Source organism: Sodalis sp. RH15 (genome assembly GCF_047324255.1).
Taxonomy (GTDB): Bacteria; Pseudomonadota; Gammaproteobacteria; order Enterobacterales; family Enterobacteriaceae; genus Acerihabitans; species Acerihabitans ligni.
Window position 1 is genome coordinate 756,600 of sequence record NZ_CP178738.1, and the last position, 18,077, is coordinate 774,676.

At 58.0% G+C, this 18,077-nt stretch carries 16 protein-coding genes; 10 read left to right on the forward strand and 6 right to left on the reverse strand.

What is annotated here, in order from left to right; genetic code table 11:
* Window positions 1-34 precede the first annotated feature (34 nt).
* The 10 genes from bioH (at window position 35) to mdcH (ending at window position 8,906) form a co-directional block, all read left to right on the forward strand.
* Window positions 35-802, forward strand: a complete 768-nt coding sequence (bioH, locus tag ACL2XO_RS03415; protein ID WP_132923739.1) for a pimeloyl-ACP methyl ester esterase BioH — start codon at window positions 35-37, stop codon at window positions 800-802.
* Window positions 803-1,024: 222 nt separating this feature from the next.
* Entirely contained in the window at window positions 1,025-1,294 is a 270-nt protein-coding gene (locus ACL2XO_RS03420; RefSeq protein WP_413726424.1) for a YdgH/BhsA/McbA-like domain containing protein, read from the forward strand.
* 343 nt (window positions 1,295-1,637) lie between these two features.
* Window positions 1,638-3,299, forward strand: a complete 1,662-nt coding sequence (gene mdcA / locus ACL2XO_RS03425) for a malonate decarboxylase subunit alpha (RefSeq protein ID WP_413726425.1) — start codon at window positions 1,638-1,640, stop codon at window positions 3,297-3,299.
* Window positions 3,299-4,150 carry a triphosphoribosyl-dephospho-CoA synthase gene (locus ACL2XO_RS03430; protein WP_413742190.1) on the forward strand — a complete coding sequence of 284 codons (852 nt, stop codon included), beginning with the start codon at window positions 3,299-3,301 and terminating at the stop codon, window positions 4,148-4,150. The genes mdcA and ACL2XO_RS03430 overlap by 1 nt, the downstream gene beginning before the upstream one ends.
* A gap of 25 nt (window positions 4,151-4,175) precedes the next feature.
* Window positions 4,176-4,475: a malonate decarboxylase subunit delta gene (locus tag ACL2XO_RS03435; RefSeq protein ID WP_132923735.1), complete on the forward strand. Its 300-nt coding sequence runs from the start codon at window positions 4,176-4,178 to the stop codon at window positions 4,473-4,475.
* Window positions 4,468-5,304 carry a biotin-independent malonate decarboxylase subunit beta gene (locus ACL2XO_RS03440; RefSeq protein WP_132923734.1) on the forward strand — a complete coding sequence of 279 codons (837 nt, stop codon included), beginning with the start codon at window positions 4,468-4,470 and terminating at the stop codon, window positions 5,302-5,304. The genes ACL2XO_RS03435 and ACL2XO_RS03440 overlap by 8 nt, the downstream gene beginning before the upstream one ends.
* Window positions 5,301-6,107, forward strand: a complete 807-nt coding sequence (gene mdcE / locus ACL2XO_RS03445; protein ID WP_413726428.1) for a biotin-independent malonate decarboxylase subunit gamma — start codon at window positions 5,301-5,303, stop codon at window positions 6,105-6,107. The genes ACL2XO_RS03440 and mdcE overlap by 4 nt, the downstream gene beginning before the upstream one ends.
* Window positions 6,108-6,287: 180 nt before the next feature.
* On the forward strand, window positions 6,288-7,247 hold the full coding sequence (locus ACL2XO_RS03450) for an AEC family transporter (protein ID WP_203522993.1): 960 nt from the start codon (window positions 6,288-6,290) through the stop codon (window positions 7,245-7,247).
* Window positions 7,248-7,261: 14 nt separating this feature from the next.
* Window positions 7,262-7,915, forward strand: coding sequence for a malonate decarboxylase holo-ACP synthase (locus tag ACL2XO_RS03455; RefSeq protein WP_413726429.1), 654 nt, complete (start codon window positions 7,262-7,264; stop codon window positions 7,913-7,915).
* Between the two features lie 61 nt (window positions 7,916-7,976).
* Entirely contained in the window at window positions 7,977-8,906 is a 930-nt protein-coding gene (gene mdcH, locus ACL2XO_RS03460) for a malonate decarboxylase subunit epsilon (protein ID WP_413743026.1), read from the forward strand.
* Here mdcH and ACL2XO_RS03465 read toward each other — a convergent pair.
* From ACL2XO_RS03465 to ACL2XO_RS03490, 6 genes are all read right to left on the reverse strand, one after another.
* The gene (locus ACL2XO_RS03465; protein ID WP_413742191.1) at window positions 8,872-9,846 is read right to left on the reverse strand and encodes a LysR family transcriptional regulator; all 975 of its coding nucleotides are present in this window, start codon (window positions 9,844-9,846) and stop codon (window positions 8,872-8,874) included. The two genes, mdcH and ACL2XO_RS03465, sit on opposite strands and share 35 nt — an antisense overlap.
* A gap of 42 nt (window positions 9,847-9,888) precedes the next feature.
* The gene (locus ACL2XO_RS03470) at window positions 9,889-11,571 is read right to left on the reverse strand and encodes an alpha-amylase family glycosyl hydrolase (protein WP_413743027.1); all 1,683 of its coding nucleotides are present in this window, start codon (window positions 11,569-11,571) and stop codon (window positions 9,889-9,891) included.
* 245 nt (window positions 11,572-11,816) lie between these two features.
* Window positions 11,817-12,053 (reverse strand): FeoC-like transcriptional regulator, encoded by a 237-nt coding sequence (locus tag ACL2XO_RS03475; RefSeq protein ID WP_413726432.1) that lies wholly within the window; start codon window positions 12,051-12,053, stop codon window positions 11,817-11,819.
* Window positions 12,054-12,055: 2 nt separating this feature from the next.
* Window positions 12,056-14,380 (reverse strand): Fe(2+) transporter permease subunit FeoB, encoded by a 2,325-nt coding sequence (gene feoB, locus ACL2XO_RS03480; protein ID WP_413742192.1) that lies wholly within the window; start codon window positions 14,378-14,380, stop codon window positions 12,056-12,058.
* Between the two features lie 126 nt (window positions 14,381-14,506).
* Window positions 14,507-14,731 (reverse strand): ferrous iron transporter A, encoded by a 225-nt coding sequence (gene feoA / locus ACL2XO_RS03485; RefSeq protein WP_203522986.1) that lies wholly within the window; start codon window positions 14,729-14,731, stop codon window positions 14,507-14,509.
* Between the two features lie 939 nt (window positions 14,732-15,670).
* Window positions 15,671-17,995: a Tex family protein gene (locus ACL2XO_RS03490; protein WP_413742193.1), complete on the reverse strand. Its 2,325-nt coding sequence runs from the start codon at window positions 17,993-17,995 to the stop codon at window positions 15,671-15,673.
* Between the last annotated feature and the right edge of the window lie 82 nt (window positions 17,996-18,077).

The window sequence follows — 18,077 nt, forward strand, 5'->3', positions numbered from 1 at the left end:
TAACCCATATCTTCAACAAAAGAGACTATAACCGATGACGCCACTCTATTGGCATACCACCGGCAGCGGAACGACTGAACTTGTGCTGCTCCATGGCTGGGGTTTGAATTCCCAGGTATGGTCTTACATTGTGCCGCGGCTTACGCCGCATTTTCGGGTCCATCTGGTGGACTTGCCGGGATATGGCCGCAGCCAGGGCTTCGGGACCATGACGCTCGAACAGATGGCTCAAACGGTGGCGGAACGGGCGCCGGAACACGCCTGGTGGCTGGGCTGGTCGTTGGGGGGACTGGTGGCGAGCCAGGTGGCGTTAACCCTGCCGCAGCGGGTGGACGGGTTGGTCACCGTGGCCTCATCGCCCCGTTTCAGCGCCACCGACGGCTGGCCCGGCATCAAGCCGGACGTCCTGGTGGGTTTCGAACAGCAATTGGCCGAAGATTTTCATAAGACGGTGGAGCGCTTCCTGGCGCTGCAAACCCTGGGAACGGAAACGGCCCGGCAGGATACCCGCCGTTTGAAACAGGTGGTGCTGGCGCAGCCCCTGCCGTCGGTGGACGTATTGACCGGCGGCTTGGATATTCTGCGCACCGCGGATCTGCGGCAGGCTATGGCGGCCCTGGATATGCCATTTCTACGTCTGTACGGTAGCCTTGACGGGCTGGTGCCGCGCAAGGTAGCGGCGCTTCTGGACCCGTTATGGCCCCAAAGCAGCAGCTACCTGTTTGAGAAAGCCGCCCACGCCCCGTTTGTTTCTCATCCCGATCTGTTTTGCCAGCAGCTCATCAAATATATCCGACCATGATGGGTCAGCGCCGCCGTAACCTTCCCGCGCTAAATAATGCCTGACATTTTACCGTCCCCTGCGGCGGTAAAAGAGTTCCTGACCGGCCGTGAAATGCTTATTAAGCAATTTATCCCATAATCATTAAGTGCGAGGCGGTTATACCCTAAATAATTCGAGAGGGTATCGTTTAATTCTTTGTTTCCCTTGTTAGCGACTCATTTTAATTGAGAGGTGGTCTATATGAAAAAATTAATATTATTCGCCATGACGCTTTGCGGTATTGTGTTTTCACTGAATGCGCTGGCGGCGCAAGAAATTTCCGCTCAGGAAGCCGTAGAAAAAGGCTATAAGAGAATAGGCACGATTCATACCACCGCCAAGGCGACGTCTCCTATGGATGCCAAGGCCATCCTGTCGCAACGGGCGGATGAAAAAGGCGGTAATTATTATGTGATTATCGCCGGTCGCGAACACGGCAGATTCAGCGCCACCGCCGAGGTCTATGAATAATTCCGGCCAGCGCCGGGCGCAATAAAATAAAGCGCCGAATCTTTTAAGCCGGTGCGGATTCTGCTTTGCACCGTGATTTTCTTTGCGGCCAAAAGCGTTTTGGCCGCGATAAACAAATCCGGCAACAAAAAACCGCCGTACCGGCCCTTCATTACCTTAAGGCTAACGATCGGTCGCCGGGGTTAATTGATGACCGCCGCCGCCGCGCCCTAAACTCCCTTATCGTTTATACCCGTCATCTTTCAAGCTGCGGCTGTGTTGGCCGCCTTGCCGCAACCCGAAATCTGTTGGGTATTTTACCGCTGTTCGTAAAAAAACAGTCAATGTACCGAGGAGCTTTATCATGCCGCTTCATCAAGCATCCGCCAAAGTCTGGGATTCGCGGCGTACGGAAAAAAAACGCCGACTCGACAATCTTCGTGCCGTCGCCGACGGAAAAGTCCTGCCCACCGATAAAATGACCGCTATTCTCGAGACTATTCTGGCCCCCGGAGATCGGGTGGTATTAGAAGGCAACAACCAAAAACAGGCCGATTTTCTTTCCCGCATGCTGGCTAAGGTCAATCCGGAAAAAATCCACGATTTGCATATGATCATGCCCAGCGTCAGCCGGTCCGAGCACCTTGACCTGTTCGAAAAAGGCATTGCCCGTAAGCTGGATTTCGCATTTTCCGGCCCGCAGAGCCTGCGTATATCCCAATTGCTGGAAGACGGGCTGATGGAAATCGGCGCCATCCATACCTACATTGAGCTGTACGCCCGCCTGTTTGTGGATTTGGTGCCCAATATCGCCCTGATTGCCGGTTTCAAGGCCGATCGCAAGGGCAATCTTTACACCGGTCCCAGCACCGAAGATACCCCGGCGCTGGTGGAAGCCACGGCGTTCAAAGACGGCATCGTTATCGCCCAGGTCAATGAGCTGGTGGATGATGAAAACGACCTGCCGCGAGTGGATATCCCCGGCTCATGGGTGGATTTTGTGGTGGTGGCGGATAAGCCTTTCTTTATCGAGCCGCTGTTTACCCGCGATCCCCGCTTGATTAAACCGGTGCACGTGTTGATGGCCATGATGGCGATTAAAGGCATCTACGCCAAACATCAGGTGCAGTCGCTGAATCACGGCATCGGATTCAATACCGCCGCCATCGAGCTGCTGTTGCCCACCTATGGCGAACAGCTGGGCCTGAAAGGCAAAATCTGCCGTCACTGGACGCTCAATCCCCATCCTACCCTGATCCCCGCCATTGAAAGCGGCTGGGTGGAAACCGTGCACTGCTTTGGCGGTGAACTGGGGATGGAAGACTATATCGCCGCCCGCCCGGACGTGTTCTTTACCGGCGCCGACGGCTCGATGCGCTCCAACCGCGCCTTCTGTCAATTGGCCGGTCAATATGCGGTGGACATGTTTATCGGTTCTACCCTGCAAATCGACGGTCTGGCCAACTCCTCCACCGTGACCCGCGGACGGCTGTCCGGTTTCGGCGGCGCGCCGAATATGGGGCACGATCCCCATGGCCGCCGGCATCCCACGCCCGCCTGGCTGGACATGATCGAAGAGCCGGATCCGATGCAGCGCGGTAAAAAGCTGGTGGTACAGATGGTGGAAACCTATCAGGCCGGAGCCAAACCGTCTTTCGTGGAAAAGCTGGAAGCGGTTGAAGTGGGCCAGGGCGCGGGTATGCCATTGGCGCCGGTAATGATTTACGGCGATGACGTGACCCATGTGCTCACCGAGGAAGGCATCGCTTATCTCTACCGGGCGCGTTCCATGGAAGAACGCCGGGCGATGGTGGCCGCCGTGGCGGGTATCACCGATATCGGCCTGGGAGTGGATGCCGCCAGGGTGGCGGATTTGCGCCGCCGGGAACTGGTGGTTTATCCCGAAGATATGGGCATCAAACGCGCCGACGCCGGCCGTTCCATGCTGGCCGCCGGCAGTATCGCCGATTTGGTGGAATGGTCGGGCGGGCTCTACCAGCCGCCGGCTAAATTCCGGAGCTGGTAATGAAAGCCCTTACGGCAGTCCCGGCATATGACGTTGAAGAGCAGGCGGACCGACTCTCCGCCCTGGCGGTGCGGGCGCTGATTGAAGAGGCCCGCCTGAGCCCTAAACCGGGACTGGTGGACAGCCGCGGCGCCGGGGCTCATCGGGATCTCAGTCTGGATCTCATGGAGCGCTCCGCCCTCAGCCTGCAGCCGACGTTTTACCGCCTGGCCTTGCACAGCTGGCTGCGGCCGGCCGACGGGGCGCTGCGCCAGGAAATCGGCCGCTTAGGCCGTGAAGGCGAGCAGCAGATGATGGCGGCCACCGACGGCGTTAATACCCATCGCGGCGCGATTTGGGCCCTGGGACTGCTGGTCAGCGCCAGCGCCATGCTGGGCGGTCGCGGCAGCGTGGCATTCATCGCCGCCGCCGCCGCGCAGCTGGCGTCGCTGCCGGATCCCTTCAGCCCCAAGAACTTTAGCAAGGGGCAGCGGGCGGTACAGCGCTACCGGGTGCCGGGGGCGCGGGATGAGGCCGTTGAAGGCTTTCCCCATGTGGTAAGCCGCGCATTGCCGCAATTACACCGCAGCCGCCGGCAGGGTGCCGGCGAATCCCAGGCCCGGCTGGATGCGTTAATGGCCATTATGTGCACGCTGACGGATACCTGCGTACTTAACCGTGGCGGTATGCCGGCGCTCAACGCCATGCACCGGGGCGCCTTGGCGGTCCTGGCGGCCGGTGGCGCCGCCACCCCCGCGGGGCGCGATGCCCTGGCCGAACTGGAGCGCCGTATGCTGCAAGACAACGCCTCGCCGGGCGGCGCGGCGGATCTGTTGGCGGCGACGATTTTCCTCGATTGGGTTAGCGCCTGATCATTTACATCATCATGAGGATGCTATGGAACGAATCGAATTGCATTTTCCCGCCGGTGAGGCATTGCCCGCACAGGCACTGGCCGGCGTAGTGGGTTCCGGCGATCTGGAGGTGCTTTATCAGCCCTCCGCGGATAAATCTCTGCAGGTCACGGTGACCTCGTCGGTGGATGGCGGCCGGCAGCGCTGGCAACACCTGTTTGAACGGGTCGGCGCCGCCCATGCCCTGCCGGCGGGACGACTGGAGATCAATGATTTCGGCGCCACGCCCGGCGTTGCCCGTCTGCGGATCGAACAGGTTTTCGAGGAGGCCGAACATGTCTGAACGAACCAGTTTTATTGAATTAAGCGCCCGGCAGCGGGCCCGCGCCATGCTGGACGAAGGCAGCTTTCGTGAACTGCTGGGGCCGTTTGAACACATTGTCTCCCCCTGGCTCGAACCCCAGGGCATCGTGCCCCAGTCCGACGACGGTATGGTGGTGGCGAAAGGGACTTTGGACGGCAAGCCCACAGTGGTGGTGGCCATCGAGGGCGCCTTCCAGGGCGGCAGCATGGGGGAAGTCTCCGGCGCCAAGATGGCGGCGGCCCTGGAGCTTGCGGCGGAAGACCACCGCCGGGGTATTAACACCCAGGCGGTACTGATGCTTGAAACCGGCGGCGTGCGTTTGCAAGAGGCCAATCTCGGCCTGGCCGCCATCGCCGATATTCACGCCGCCATTGTGGATTTGCGCCGTTACACCCCGGTTATCGGGATTGTGGCGGGCACGGTGGGCTGTTTCGGCGGGATGTCCATCGCCGCGGCCCTGTGCAGTCGCCTGATCGTGACCCGTGAGGCGCGTTTGGGCCTCAATGGTCCGCAGGTGATTGAACAGGAAGCGGGCCTGGAGGAGTACGACTCGCGGGATCGCCCGTTCATCTGGCGGATGACCGGCGGCGAAGTGCGCTACCAGGCCGGTTTTGTCGACGCCCTGGTGAAGGATTCGCTGGCGGAGGTCAGACAGACCACGGTGGATTTCCTGCGCCAAGGCGTACCGGCGCGGCTGCGCACCGACGACTACCGCCTGTATCTGTCCAAACTCAATGAATTCGACACCCGCCAGCAAGTGGAAAAAGAACAGACACTGGCGCTGTTTAGCCGGGAGGATCGCTCATGAATACCACCTACCTAAGCCGGGGAGATTATTGGTTTTCCCTGCTCACCGCCGGCGCGACTCCGCGCCATGGGCTATGCGCCTCGGTAAAAGCGGCCGACGGAGAGCTTAACGGCCAGCCGGCGCGCTATATCGCCGTGGTGCCCGATGCCGGTAATCATTACCCGCGCGCGGCGCTGGGGGAAGTCGGCCTGCTGGAAGGCTGGACGCTGGATGAAGTGGTCAGCGAGGTCATTGCCCTGGATAAAGATAACGCCGTTAAACGCGCCATCGTGGCCGTGGTGGATGTACCGAGCCAGGCCTATGGCCGCCGGGAAGAAGCCTTCGGCATCCACCAGTCATTGGCGGGAGCGGCCTCGGCCTATGCCCAAGCCCGGCTGGCGGGTCATCCGGTTATTGCCCTTATCGTCGGTAAAGCCATGTCCGGCGCTTTTTTGGCCCACGGTTACCAGGCCAATCAACTGATTGCCTTCAACGACCCGGCGGTCATGGTCCATGCCATGGGTAAGGAATCCGCCGCCCGTATCACCCTGCGCTCGGTGGCGGCGCTGGAAAAACTGGCGAAAACCATTCCGCCCATGGCCTATGACATCGAAAACTACGCCACCCTCGGTCTGCTGGCGCAATTACTCGACATCGCCAACCCGGACCAGGCCGGCGATGGGGACGTGCAGCGGGTGCGCGCCGCACTGACGGAAGCCTTGGCGAAAGCCCGTAAGCAAGGCAGCAGTCTGGCCAATCGGTTAACCGCCGAGAACCGCCACAGCTCGCTGCTGGTGAGGGAACGCATGCGTCAGGAGTGGTAACTAAAATCCAGCCCAGGCCTTCAACACCTGCCGTCACCGGGAAACGAGTGGTTTTAGATTACTGAGAAACTGGCCCGCCCAGGCGCTTTGTTTAGAAACTCGTTTTCCGGCTCACGAACAATAAAAATGCCATCGCGCCGGGCCAAAAACATTATTTTTCTTTATTGAACGGATGGTTATATGACTTATATTATTTTGCACGCTCTGGCGCCGATATTCGTGATCATGCTGCTGGGCTATTATGCCGGCAAAGCCAAAATGGTGGTGAACTCCAATGTTTCGCTGCTGAATGTGTTTGTGATGGACTTTGCGCTGCCCGCCGCGCTGTTCAGCGCCACGGTGCAAACCCCCTGGAAAGGGATAATCAGCCAGTCGCCGCTGATCCTGCTGCTGGTTTTATCCATGTGGATAGCCTATGCCGCGCTCTATTTCATCTGCACGCTGGGATTTAAAAAATCCCCCCAGGATGCGGCGGTGTTAACCCTGACGGTGGCGCTGCCGAACTATGCCGCCCTGGGCCTGCCGATTCTGGGCAGCGTGCTGGGGGAAAGCTCGGCCACCTCGCTGTCGGTGGCGGTGTCCATCGCCTGCGGTTCGGTATTGATGACGCCGTTTTGTCTGCTGATCCTCGAACGTGAAAAAGCCCGCGCCAGCGGGGAAAGCCATGGGTCCACGCTGATGCTGCTGCCGCTATTGATGTGGCGTTCGGTGAAAAAACCCATCGTCTGGGGCCCGTTGCTCGGGGTATTGCTGTCGGCCTGCGGAGTGAAGATGCCGGAAATCGTATTGGCTTCCATCAAGCCCCTGGGGCTCTCCGCCACCGCCTCGGCGCTGTTTCTCACCGGCGTTATCCTCTCGGCCCGTAAGCTGAAAATCAATGCGCCGGTACTGCTGTCCTGCCTGACCAAAAACATTATCCAGCCCTTTATAACCATAGGCCTGTTGTATGCTTTCGGGATTACCGGGCCGGTGGCCGTCACCGCGGTATTGATGATTGCCCTGTCGGCGGGTTTCTTCGGTATCGTGTTCGGTAACCGTTTCGGCGTGCAATCGCCGGATGCGGAGGCCACGCTGTTGATAAGCTCCATACTCTGTATCATCACGTTGCCGTTGTTTATTACGCTCAGCGCCGGACTGTAGCCGGAGGAGTCGTTATGCGTCCGCCGGCACCGCACGATTTGTTATGGATTGATGATGGCCGCCGGCTGCACTGGCGGCCATCGCCGCCGTCCTGGGTCGCCGCCCAATGGTCGCCGTTATTGCCGTTGGTGGTACGACGTGACGGCAGCTTGCCGGCCTCTATTCCGGTGGGGATTCGCGGCACGCAACGTTCCCTGCGGGCCGCGGCCTGGGTCAATGCCGATGCCGTCACCCGCACGGCCACGCCGGAAGCGCTGGTGGGGCAATTGGCCCGCAGCGACCTCGGAGCCAACGAGGCGCTGCCGGTGATGCAGGCATTGCGCCAGATGGCGGCGGCGGATTGGCCCTGGCCCTGGGGCGTCACCGGCAGCTGCGGTTATATGCTGGCCACCGGCTTGCCGGCGTGCCGAGCCGAAAGCGATCTGGATCTGCTGATCCGCAGCCCGCGGCCGCCGCGGCCGCGGGATTTCGCCCCCTTGATGGCGTTCATACCCGCCTTGCCCTGCCGGGTGGATATTCAACTGGAAACGCCTCTGGGAGGCTGCGCGCTGACGGAATGGCTGCGGGGCGGCAAAGTCATGGTCAAGACCGCCGATGGCCCGATACGGGTAACCGACCCCTGGGCGCATGAGGAACAGGGTGATTGCGGCGTCGCGGACCATCATTAATCGCGCGGTCTGTCGGATGCGAGGACAGGTTTTCCACCGTTTTACCATACCGGAGGGTTCGGTGAAAATTTTACTGACGTTTCCCGGCCAGGGGCCGCAGGTCCCCGGCATGCTGCATCACCTGCCCGATAACGATGAAACCCGTGGCCTGCTAGAGCGGGCCACGGCGATTCTCGGCGAGCCGGTGCTTGATTGGGATAGCGCAGAAGCGCTGCAATCCACCCGCGCCGTGCAGGTATGCCTCTATATCGCCGGGGTGGCCTATGCCCGGCAGGTACGGCAGGCCGGCATCCGGGCCGATTTCGTCAGCGGCCTGTCCATCGGCGCGTTTCCGGCGGCGGTGAGCGCCGGCGCGCTGGGCTTCGACGATGGCTTACGGCTGGTGGCGCTGCGGGGCGAATTGATGGAGCGGGCTTATCCCGACGGTTACGGACTGTCGGCCGTCACCGGCCTGTTGCAACGGCCGCTGGAACAGATTATCTCCCAGGTGTATCGGCCGGATAACCCGGTTTACCTGGCTAATCTGAATGCCGAGGATCAGTTCGTGATTGCCGGTAGCGAGCGGGCCATGGCACAGGTTTGCGTTCTGGCGCGGGAGCAGGGGGCGGGGCGCACCCAACGTCTGGCGGTGGCGGTGCCGTCCCATTGTGAACTGTTGCGGCAGCCGGCGACGGCACTGGCGGCCGCCATGGCGAAGGTCAGCCTGCGGCGTCCGGATATCGCTTATCTTAGCGGCAGCACCGGGCGGGTACTGTGGCAACCGGCGCGTATCGCCGACGATCTGGCGATGAACATGGCGCGGCCGGTACATTGGCAGGACGCCATGGTGAGCGCCTATGAACGGGATGTCCGCCTGGCGATTGAGATGCCGCCGGGGGCGGTGCTCACCGGCCTGACCAAACGCGTGATGGAACAGGGAGAGGCCATCGCCCTCGGCCAACATCCCCTGGAATTGATTATCGCCCTGGCCGGCCGCTTGTCTCGGCGGTGAGGGACGGGGCCGCCTGTGTTTCGCGAGTCCGGCGGCCGAGGGCATACATCCTGCCTTCCGCCAGCAGAGCCAGTAAATCCGGGTCGTGCTCGCGGTTGCGGGCAAAGACCAGGGCGATGGTTTGCCGCATTTGGTATGGCGCCGCCAGCGGCAGCATGCGAAAGGCGGGATCGTGGATTTTTTTCATCCGCCCCGGCAGCAGAGTGCAGCCGACGCCGGCCTGCACCAGATTTACCATGGAGAAGATGTCGTTAACGCGGGTGACGATGAGCGGTTCAAAGCCGGCGATATGAAAGGCTTCCTGGAAGCCGTGATAGGTGGCGAATCCTTCGGTGAGGGAGACGAACTTTTCGTCTTTGAAATCCCGCAGATCCGCCGGACCGTTAACGATATGCGCGGCGCAGGCGGGTACGGCCAAAAAAATATCGTCATTGAATAACGGCAGGGTTTCAAAACGCGCCGGGTCGATTTGGGTATCGCTGACCGACAGCAGGATGGCATCCAACTGCTGGTCCTCAAGACGCAGCAGCAGATCCTGATTCGACCCCATCTGTAATTCCAGCTCAAGGTTCGGCCGGCGCAGTTTTAATCCCATGATCAATCGCGGTACGGTATCAAGGGTGAGAGAATAGAGCGTGCCGAGTTTTAGCCGGCCCTGCCCGACCCCGCCGCTTTTGCGGGTTTCCTCAATGCCCCGTTTCATCAGACCCACCACCTCGCGGGCATATTCCGCCAGGGTTTCGGCCGCCGGTATGGGTGAAAGATTACGCCCCTGGTGGATAAACAGCGGGCAGCGGACGCTCTCTTCAAGGGTATGCAACGCGCGGTGAACGCTCACCGTGCTTAACCCCAACAGGTCGGCGGTACGGCTGATATTGCGCTTGTCCATGAAAGCCAGGAAGATTTCCAGCTTCCGAAAGGTGATATCGTTATCAATCATAAAATTGCTTATATCCCGGAGATCTGGAGCCGGTGAGTCCGGTTAGGGATTCGTCAGCCAGAAAAACTGATAAGGTTCCAGACTAAACGCTATTCCGCCGGTTATCTCACGACACGTTATCACATCCCGGTAATGGCCGTCGGGCAAAGTGCAATTGATGGGTTTGATGCTCAGGTTGTACAGGCAAAGGATACTCTGGCGCGGATGACGCCGGTGAAAAGCAAACAGGGCATTATCCAGTTCCAGTATTTCCATGGCGGCATCCGGATGAAACGCCGGCTGTTGCCGCCGGGTTTGTATTAATCCGCTTAATTGATGAAATACCCGCGAGCGCAGCGAGGTTTCATCCTGCAGCGCCGCCTCGATAGCCTTCAGCGGATATTTTTCCCGGTTGACCGCCCGGTTGTAACCGGCCGCTTTCACCCCTTCATAATCGTTGCGCGAACCCAGTATGCTTTGGATGTAAACCGCGGGGACGCCGGGGAACGCCAGCAAAATGGCATGGGCCAGCATAAAGCGGCGCAGCCTGATATCATCCGTATCCTTGCGCCGGTTAAGGGCATCCATAAAGGTGACGTTGATTTCATAGGGGCTGGTGGTGCCGTCGGTATTTTGCTTGTAGGAAACCAGCGCCCCTTCCGATTCCAGATCCCGTACCAGGTTGTTGATTTCCAGCTCCGGCAGAATGCCCCGCAGCGGGTTCATGCCGATGCCGTCGTGGGATGCCAGGAAATTTAAGTACGTGGTATCCGTGCGTCCCGTTTCCATGGAGGACGCCCACTGCCGCAGGGCGCGGCTGCTGCCGTTGTGGATAGCGTGCAGCACCAGCGGCGGCAAGGGGAATTGATACACCATCTGGGCTTCGTCATGGCCGTTGCCGAAGTAGCTGATATTGTCTTTATGGGGGACGTTGGTTTCGGTGATAATCACGGTACCCGGCGCCACCTCATCGACGATGGCGCGAAACAATTTCACCAGCAGATGCGTCTTCGGCAAATGGATGCAACGTGTGCCGAGCTCTTTCCACAAATACCCCACCGCATCCAGCCGAATGTATTCCGCCCCCTGCGTCAAATAGTGCAGCAGCACCCCGATGATGTTGATCAGCACATGGGGATTGGCAAAATTCAGATCCACCTGATCGGCGCTGAAGGTGGTCCAGAGATATTTGGTTTGCTCGTCTTTAGTGGTAAAGGGCGTCAAGAGCGGCGAGGTGCGGGGACGAGTGACGGTGCTAAGATCGGTGGCGGGGGGCAGGGCGATAAAAAAATCTTCATAATCCGTGAGCTGCTCCCGATACCCCGCCAGCCATTTGCTGTGGGATGAAATATGATTACAGACAAAATCGAACATCAGGCGGGCGTACTCGTTGAGTATGCTGATATGTTGCCAACTGCCGACGATGGGGTTTACCTGGTGATAGTCAATGACGGCAAAACCGTCATCGGAGGAGTAGGGATAAAAGGGCAACAGATGTATCAGGTTGAACGTCTCTTTCAGCCGCTGTTGAAAAAAAGTGGTCAGGCTCACCAGCGTGGGCTGTTCCGCCTCCATAAACTGGTCCGCATAGGTAATCAGCACCACGTCCTTTTGGTCCCAATGGCTTTTGCGCGGCTGTTGCAGGGTCGATTTGGCAAAATTGATTTTACTTTTGATGGTATCCAACTGAGCCTGGGTCAATGACGAGGCATAAATCTCTTCAAGTAACTGGGTAATGGCTTCCATCATTGCACCTTGTTGATGTGACGACGTCCTGAAACAGCGTGACCTTGGCAAACAAGCCATGTTGTCAATGTAGCCATTAGAAATAAAAGCGCAAACCTTCTTATATATTCCGCATTAGCGGCAGCCGGTCCATTTCAGTCTCCGACGGCCATTAATAACCTTAATTACAATAGGTTATTACGACAGGATTTTATTCTGCCGCTTTTATCGGGCGGGAGATTTGCGGAGCAGTCCGATGGGAGGAGTTAACGTCCGGCAGTAACCAGTCGGTAAGCCGGGGCACGGCATTGCCGTTTCTGCGGGCAATGCTTGCAGCCGCCGGTAGAGGCGTCGGCAACACGCTCAACCTGTCCCATGCTTACCAACTGTTCGAGCATGGCTTCGGTCATGGCGACGGAAAGGTTCAACTGAGCGCTTAGCCGAGGGGTATCGGCCTGGCCCAGCAGCGCCAGGGCATCACGTAATTGCAGCAGCTTGCCCACGGTTATTTCTCCGGTTGGCAGCAGCGGCCGGAAGCCGTAGCGTTCCGGGCGGGCCCGGGCCGGGCCAGTGACGGGGCAAAACGCTGCCTTAGCAGGTACAGTGACAAGATGAACAGCGCATTCGCCATCAATACCAGCAGGATGGCAAACGCGCTATCAGCCGGGTGGTCGGCAAAGGTTACCCCCTGGTAAAACAGCGTTGCCAATGAATAGGCCACGTTAATGCCCCAGAATATCGACAGGCTCATCCAGCCGCGATTGCTCTCGCGCGCGATGGCTCCCATCACTGAAACGCAGGGCACATACAGCAATACAAAGATAAGATAGCTGTAAGCGGCCACGGCGCCGCCGAATTTTTCGCTCATGATGCCCATTGACCCGCCGCTCATTTCGCCATCGCCCTTACTGGCTTCGATGGGGTTGGCAAGCACGCTCAGGCTCAGGGTGTCCAGCAGCTGTTGCCCGGTCAGCATCACGGCGTCGGCCAACTGGGCCAATAAATCATATTCATCCGCATCGAATGGCGCCTCGACACGATTTTCCGCGGTATAAAGCTGATTCAAGGTGCCCACCACCACTTCCTTGGCCAATACGCCGCTTAACAACCCCACCGTGGCCTGCCAGTTATCCGGGGAAACCCCCATTGGCGCCAGCAGGGGGGTAATGGCCTTACCCGCCGACGCCAGCGCTGAGGTATTGATTGTCTCCGCCGCCGTGCCGCGCAGGGTAAAACTGCTCAGCATGCCGACAACAATACCGGCGGCGATAATCACTTTTCCCGCTCCCAGCAGAAACATTTTGAGCCGCTGCCAGGTCTGCGCCAACAGGCTTCGGATATGGGGAACATGGTATACCGGCAGTTCCATGACAAATGGCGTGGTCTCGCCGCGCAGAAGGGTGAGTTTGAGCATCAGGCCGGTCAATATCGCCACCACAATGCCCAGCAAATAGAGTGAAAACACTATCAGGGCGCCCTGCTGCCCGTAAAACGCCGCGGCGAACACCGCAAAAATGGCCAGGCGGGCGCCGCAGGACATAAAAGGCGCCATCATGATGGTCATCAGCCGTTCACGGTGGGCATCCAGGGTGCGGGCACCCATTACCGCCGGCACATTGCAGCCAAAACCCACTATCAGCGGTACGAAGGATTTGCCCGGCAGGCCGAGGGCCAGCATCATCCGATCCATGACGAACGCGGCGCGGGCCATATAGCCGGTCTCCTCGAGAAATGACAAAAACAGATACATCATGCCGATTTGCGGGATTAACGGCAGCAGCGTATTGATGCCGCAGCCGATGCCCTGCGCCAGCAGCCGGGTCAGCCAAAACGGAAAATGCAGGGTATGGCCCAGCCATTGAATGCCGTCGATAAACAACGCCGCCGAGCCCAGCTCAAAGAAGGGCTTGAAGGCTCCGCCGAGATTGATGGCCAAAAAAAACATCAGGTACATCACCAGGAAAAAAAACGGTATCCCAAGCCAGCGATTCAGCGCCAGCATGTCCAGGAGCTGGGTTGGCCGGCCGCCTTCGGCCTGCTGTCCGTCGCTCACCGACTCGCATATCCGGCCGATTTCGCGATAGCGCGCATCGGCGATAATCAGCGCCGGCTCGTCTCCAAGCGTGAGGCCCAGTTTGTCCCGGATGTTTTCCTGATATTGACGGGCAAGTCCTGCCCGGGCGCAGCAGTGGATATCGCCTTCCAATATTTGCAGCGCCAGCCAATGCCGTTGGTCGCGGGGGAGTATGGGGGGTAAACGGGGCACCAAAGCGTCCACGGCTTCGGTCAGCTCCGGTGGATAGATTACCGGCCGCGGGGGACAAAGATCGGCCGCGCCGCTAATGGCTCTTTTCAGGGCGTCAATGCCGTTGCCGCGGGTGGAAACCAGCGGCAACACCGGACACCCCAGCCGCCGCGACAGTGCCGGAATATCGATGTGAATGCGCTGCCCGCGCGCTATATCCAGCATGTTCAGCGCCAGGATACAGGGCATTCCCAGTTCAAGTATTTGCAAGGTCAGATAGAGATTGCGCTCCAGATTCGACGCGTCCACCACGTTAATCAGCAGGTCGGCTTCCCGGCCGAGGATAAAATGACAGGGAATCTGCTCATCCAGGGAGGTCTGCGCTGAAAGAGTGGTTAAAGAATAGGTGCCGGGCAGGTCAACCAGGGTAACATGCCGGCCGTTGGCGATAAATTCCCCTTCTTTTCGCTCCACCGTCACCCCGGCCCAATTGCCGACGCGCTGGCGTCCGCCGGTTAATTGATTAAACAACGTGGTTTTTCCGGCATTGGGATTACCGATCAGGCCGATGGTAAGCTGGTTCATATCCTTTGGAGCTTCCGTAGTAAGAATGGGCTTAGATAAAAATGCGGGATGGATTGATACTCCGCCTTCATAAATAAAGGCCTTTAAAAAAAGTGTTCATGAAATATTTACATCATTAATAGGGGATCAGCATCCATCATTGAATATAATCTGTGCAAGGTCGTTTTTCCGTAACGCTAAGTGTGTTCCACGGGTCTCAATTTGAATAGGATCACCCAAAGGGGCAATACGAACGACGCGAAATGAGCTGCCCGGCAGCATACCCAGGGACAAAAGTTTTTGCCGGAAGGCCAGGCTGATTTTGCTGGTGTAGCCGGTGATGGTATAGCGTTGATGTGGAATGAGGTGCATGTAATATTATTTCTCATGAAATGGATGAACAACAATAAGATGTTATGAATTGAATAATATACTCAATATTGATAATGTAATTTATTAGAAGACTGTAATATCAATATATACATTCATTTCATGATAATAGACAGGAAGGCCATCGGATGGCACCGTTTTTAACACCAATGAGATTCATTTGCAAATAAAAAGTATTCTTAAATGGCGCAAACGCTGGATGTTTATTTGAGGTTAATAAGATATGTTTATTGGGGTTAATTGAATGAATCTGTGATAATATTATCTAACTAATAGTTATTAACTATATTAATATGAAAAAATATTACTCGGATCAATTAACGGTTAATGAATATCGTTTAAGGAGCATCAGCAATAAAAAAACCTGACTTGGTAGGTCAGGTTTTTTTATTCTGCTTCGCCGAGATGGGTGGTCACTTTGAAGTAGCACCGCATGTATCTGTTAGCTCTAGGCGAGTTTAGCATTTTTTTTGGTATCGTCAATCTAATGTGACTGTCCGTTTCAGATGGAGAACATATAATCGGCGAGCTAACAGTTATGCGGATGCGGTCCTCTGAGCAGTAGTTGCAATTTACTCACTTCAAGTTTACCCAATCAGAAACAGGTGGTGCTGTTTGATCTGCCTTTGCCCACAGAGCACTGCGTGTATCTGTTAGCGCTGATACCCGTCGCGAGGGAAACCCAAAGGCATAAGCGGCGTGTGGCGCTCTGTAATAAATAGGAGCAGCCTCAGTGATTAGTCTGAATGCCATAGTGGTAACGCTGAATATAATTCACGTCACCCTGCAGATAATCGTTGTCGTCAAGCAACTGACCGGACGTCCTTAAGGATCGAAGGAACTGAATAAAGGCGGAGGATTAACCACCTTCCGCCTTTTTAGTTGCTGAATCTTTAAATCACTCTGTATGTTTTCTGTAAATCAGCGTTTTTTACCTAACGCGGCGGCCAGCGCGTCGCCCATGGCGCTGTTGCCGGCGGCGGAGGGGCTGGCCTGACGGTTTTTCGACGCCGGCCGGGCCTGAGCCTCGCGCCGCTTATCGCCGCCGTCGCGGCGGCTGGCGGTTTCCCCCGGCTGCTCGTCCAGCCGCATGGTCAGGGCGATGCGTTTGCGCTGCAGGTCCACGTCCATGACCTTAACCTTGACGATATCGCCGGCTTTCACCACTTTATGGGGATCGTCCACATAATGCGTCGCCAGGGAGGAAATATGCACCAGGCCGTCCTGATGGACGCCGATATCCACGAATGCGCCGAAGTTGGTGACATTAGTGACGGTGCCTTCCAGTATCATGCCTAAGGACAGGTCATTCATGGTTTCCACCCCCTCGGCGAAGGTGGCGGTCTTGAATTCCGGCCGCGGGTCGCGCCCGGGTTTTTCAAGCTCTTTAAGGATGTCCGTCACCGTTGGCAACCCCACGCGCTCATCGGTAAAACGAACCGGGTCCAGAGTTCGCAGGGCGCCGCCGTTACCCATGACCTCTTCCAAGGGCAGCTGTATCGCCTGGAGGATGCGTTCCACCACCGGATAGCTCTCGGGATGCACGGTTGAGGCATCCAGCGGATTATCGCCGTGATTGATGCGTAAAAAACCGGCACACTGTTCGAAAGCCTTGGGTCCCAGACGACCGATCTTCAGCAATTGGTTACGATCCCGGAACCGGCCGTTTTCATCCCGCCAGTTGACGATATTTTGCGCCATCATACGGGTCAGCCCGGCCACCCGGCTCAGCAAAGGCACGGAGGCGGTATTCAGATCAACGCCGACGGCGTTCACGCAGTCTTCCACCACCGTATCCAGTTTTTTCGCCAGCAGGCTTTGGCTGACGTCATGCTGATACTGGCCGACGCCGATGGATTTCGGATCGATTTTCACCAGCTCAGCCAGCGGATCCTGCAGCCGGCGGGCAATGGACACCGCGCCGCGCAGCGACACATCCAGATCCGGGAATTCCAGCGCCGCCAGTTCCGAGGCGGAATAGACCGACGCTCCCGCCTCGCTGACGATGACCTTTTGCGCCGTGACGGCCGGGAACTGCTCTTTGACCTGGGCGAAGAACCGCTCGGTTTCACGGGACGCGGTGCCGTTGCCGATAGCCACCAGTTCCACCCGGTGCCTGACGCACAGGGCCGCCACGGCCGCCGCCGCTTTCGCCGTCTGGCCGGTATGGGGATAGATGGTATCCGTGGCCACCAGCTTGCCGGTATCGTCCACCACCGCCACCTTTACCCCGGTGCGCAAGCCCGGATCCAGTCCCATGGTGGGGCGCAGACCGGCCGGCGCGGCCATCATCAGGTCGTGCATATTGCGGGCGAATACCTGGATGGCCTCTTCTTCGGCCTTCTCCCGGATGGTGCCCAGCAGCTCGGTTTCCAGGTGCAGCAGGATTTTAATGCGCCAGGTCCAGTTCACCACGCTCCTGCGCCAGGCATCTCCCGGCGCCTGATCCAGCCGCAACTGCAGATGATCGACAATCATCTGTTCGCAGTAGCTTTCACGGGGCGGTTCGTCGGAGTGCGGATCGGCGTTGAGGGATATTTGCAAAACGCCTTCGTTGCGACCGCGGAACATGGCCAGCGCGCGATGGGACGGAACCTGCGACAGGGGTTCCTGATGAGCGAAATAATCGCGGAATTTCGCCCCCTCCTCTTCCTGGCCGGCGACGACCCGCGACACCAGATGGGCGTTTTTCCACAGATAATGGCGGATTTTGGCCAGCAGGGCCGCATCCTCGGCAAAACGCTCCATCAGGATATAACGCGCCCCGTCCAGGGCGGCCTTGGCATCGGCCACGCCTTTTTCGGCATTTACATAGTCCGCCGCCACTATTTCCGGCTGCCGGGAGGGATCCTGCCACAACAGATCGGCCAAGGGTTCCAGCCCCGCCTCGAGGGCGATTTGCCCGCGGGTGCGCCGCTTGAGTTTATACGGCAGATAGAGGTCTTCCAGCTCGGTTTTGCTCAGCGTCGCATTAATGGCGGCAGCCAGCGGTTCGGTCAGTTTGCCTTGGTCGTCGATGGATTTCAGAATAGTCTGACGCCGTTCCTCCAGTTCCCGCAGGTAACCGAGGCGGGTTTCCAACTGGCGTAGCTGGGTATCGTCCAGGCCGCCGGTGACCTCTTTGCGGTAACGGGCAATGAAAGGGACGGTATTTCCTTCGTCAAGCAGGCGGATCGCGGCGTCCACTTGTTCAGGACGGGCCTTCAACTCGGCGGCGATAAGGCGATTCAGGGGTTCATTCATCATACTGTTTTGGTCGTCATCACGTTATAGGTAACTTATGCAGTGGACAGTTATACGGATTGCGTGAGCAAAATGCCAGCCGCGC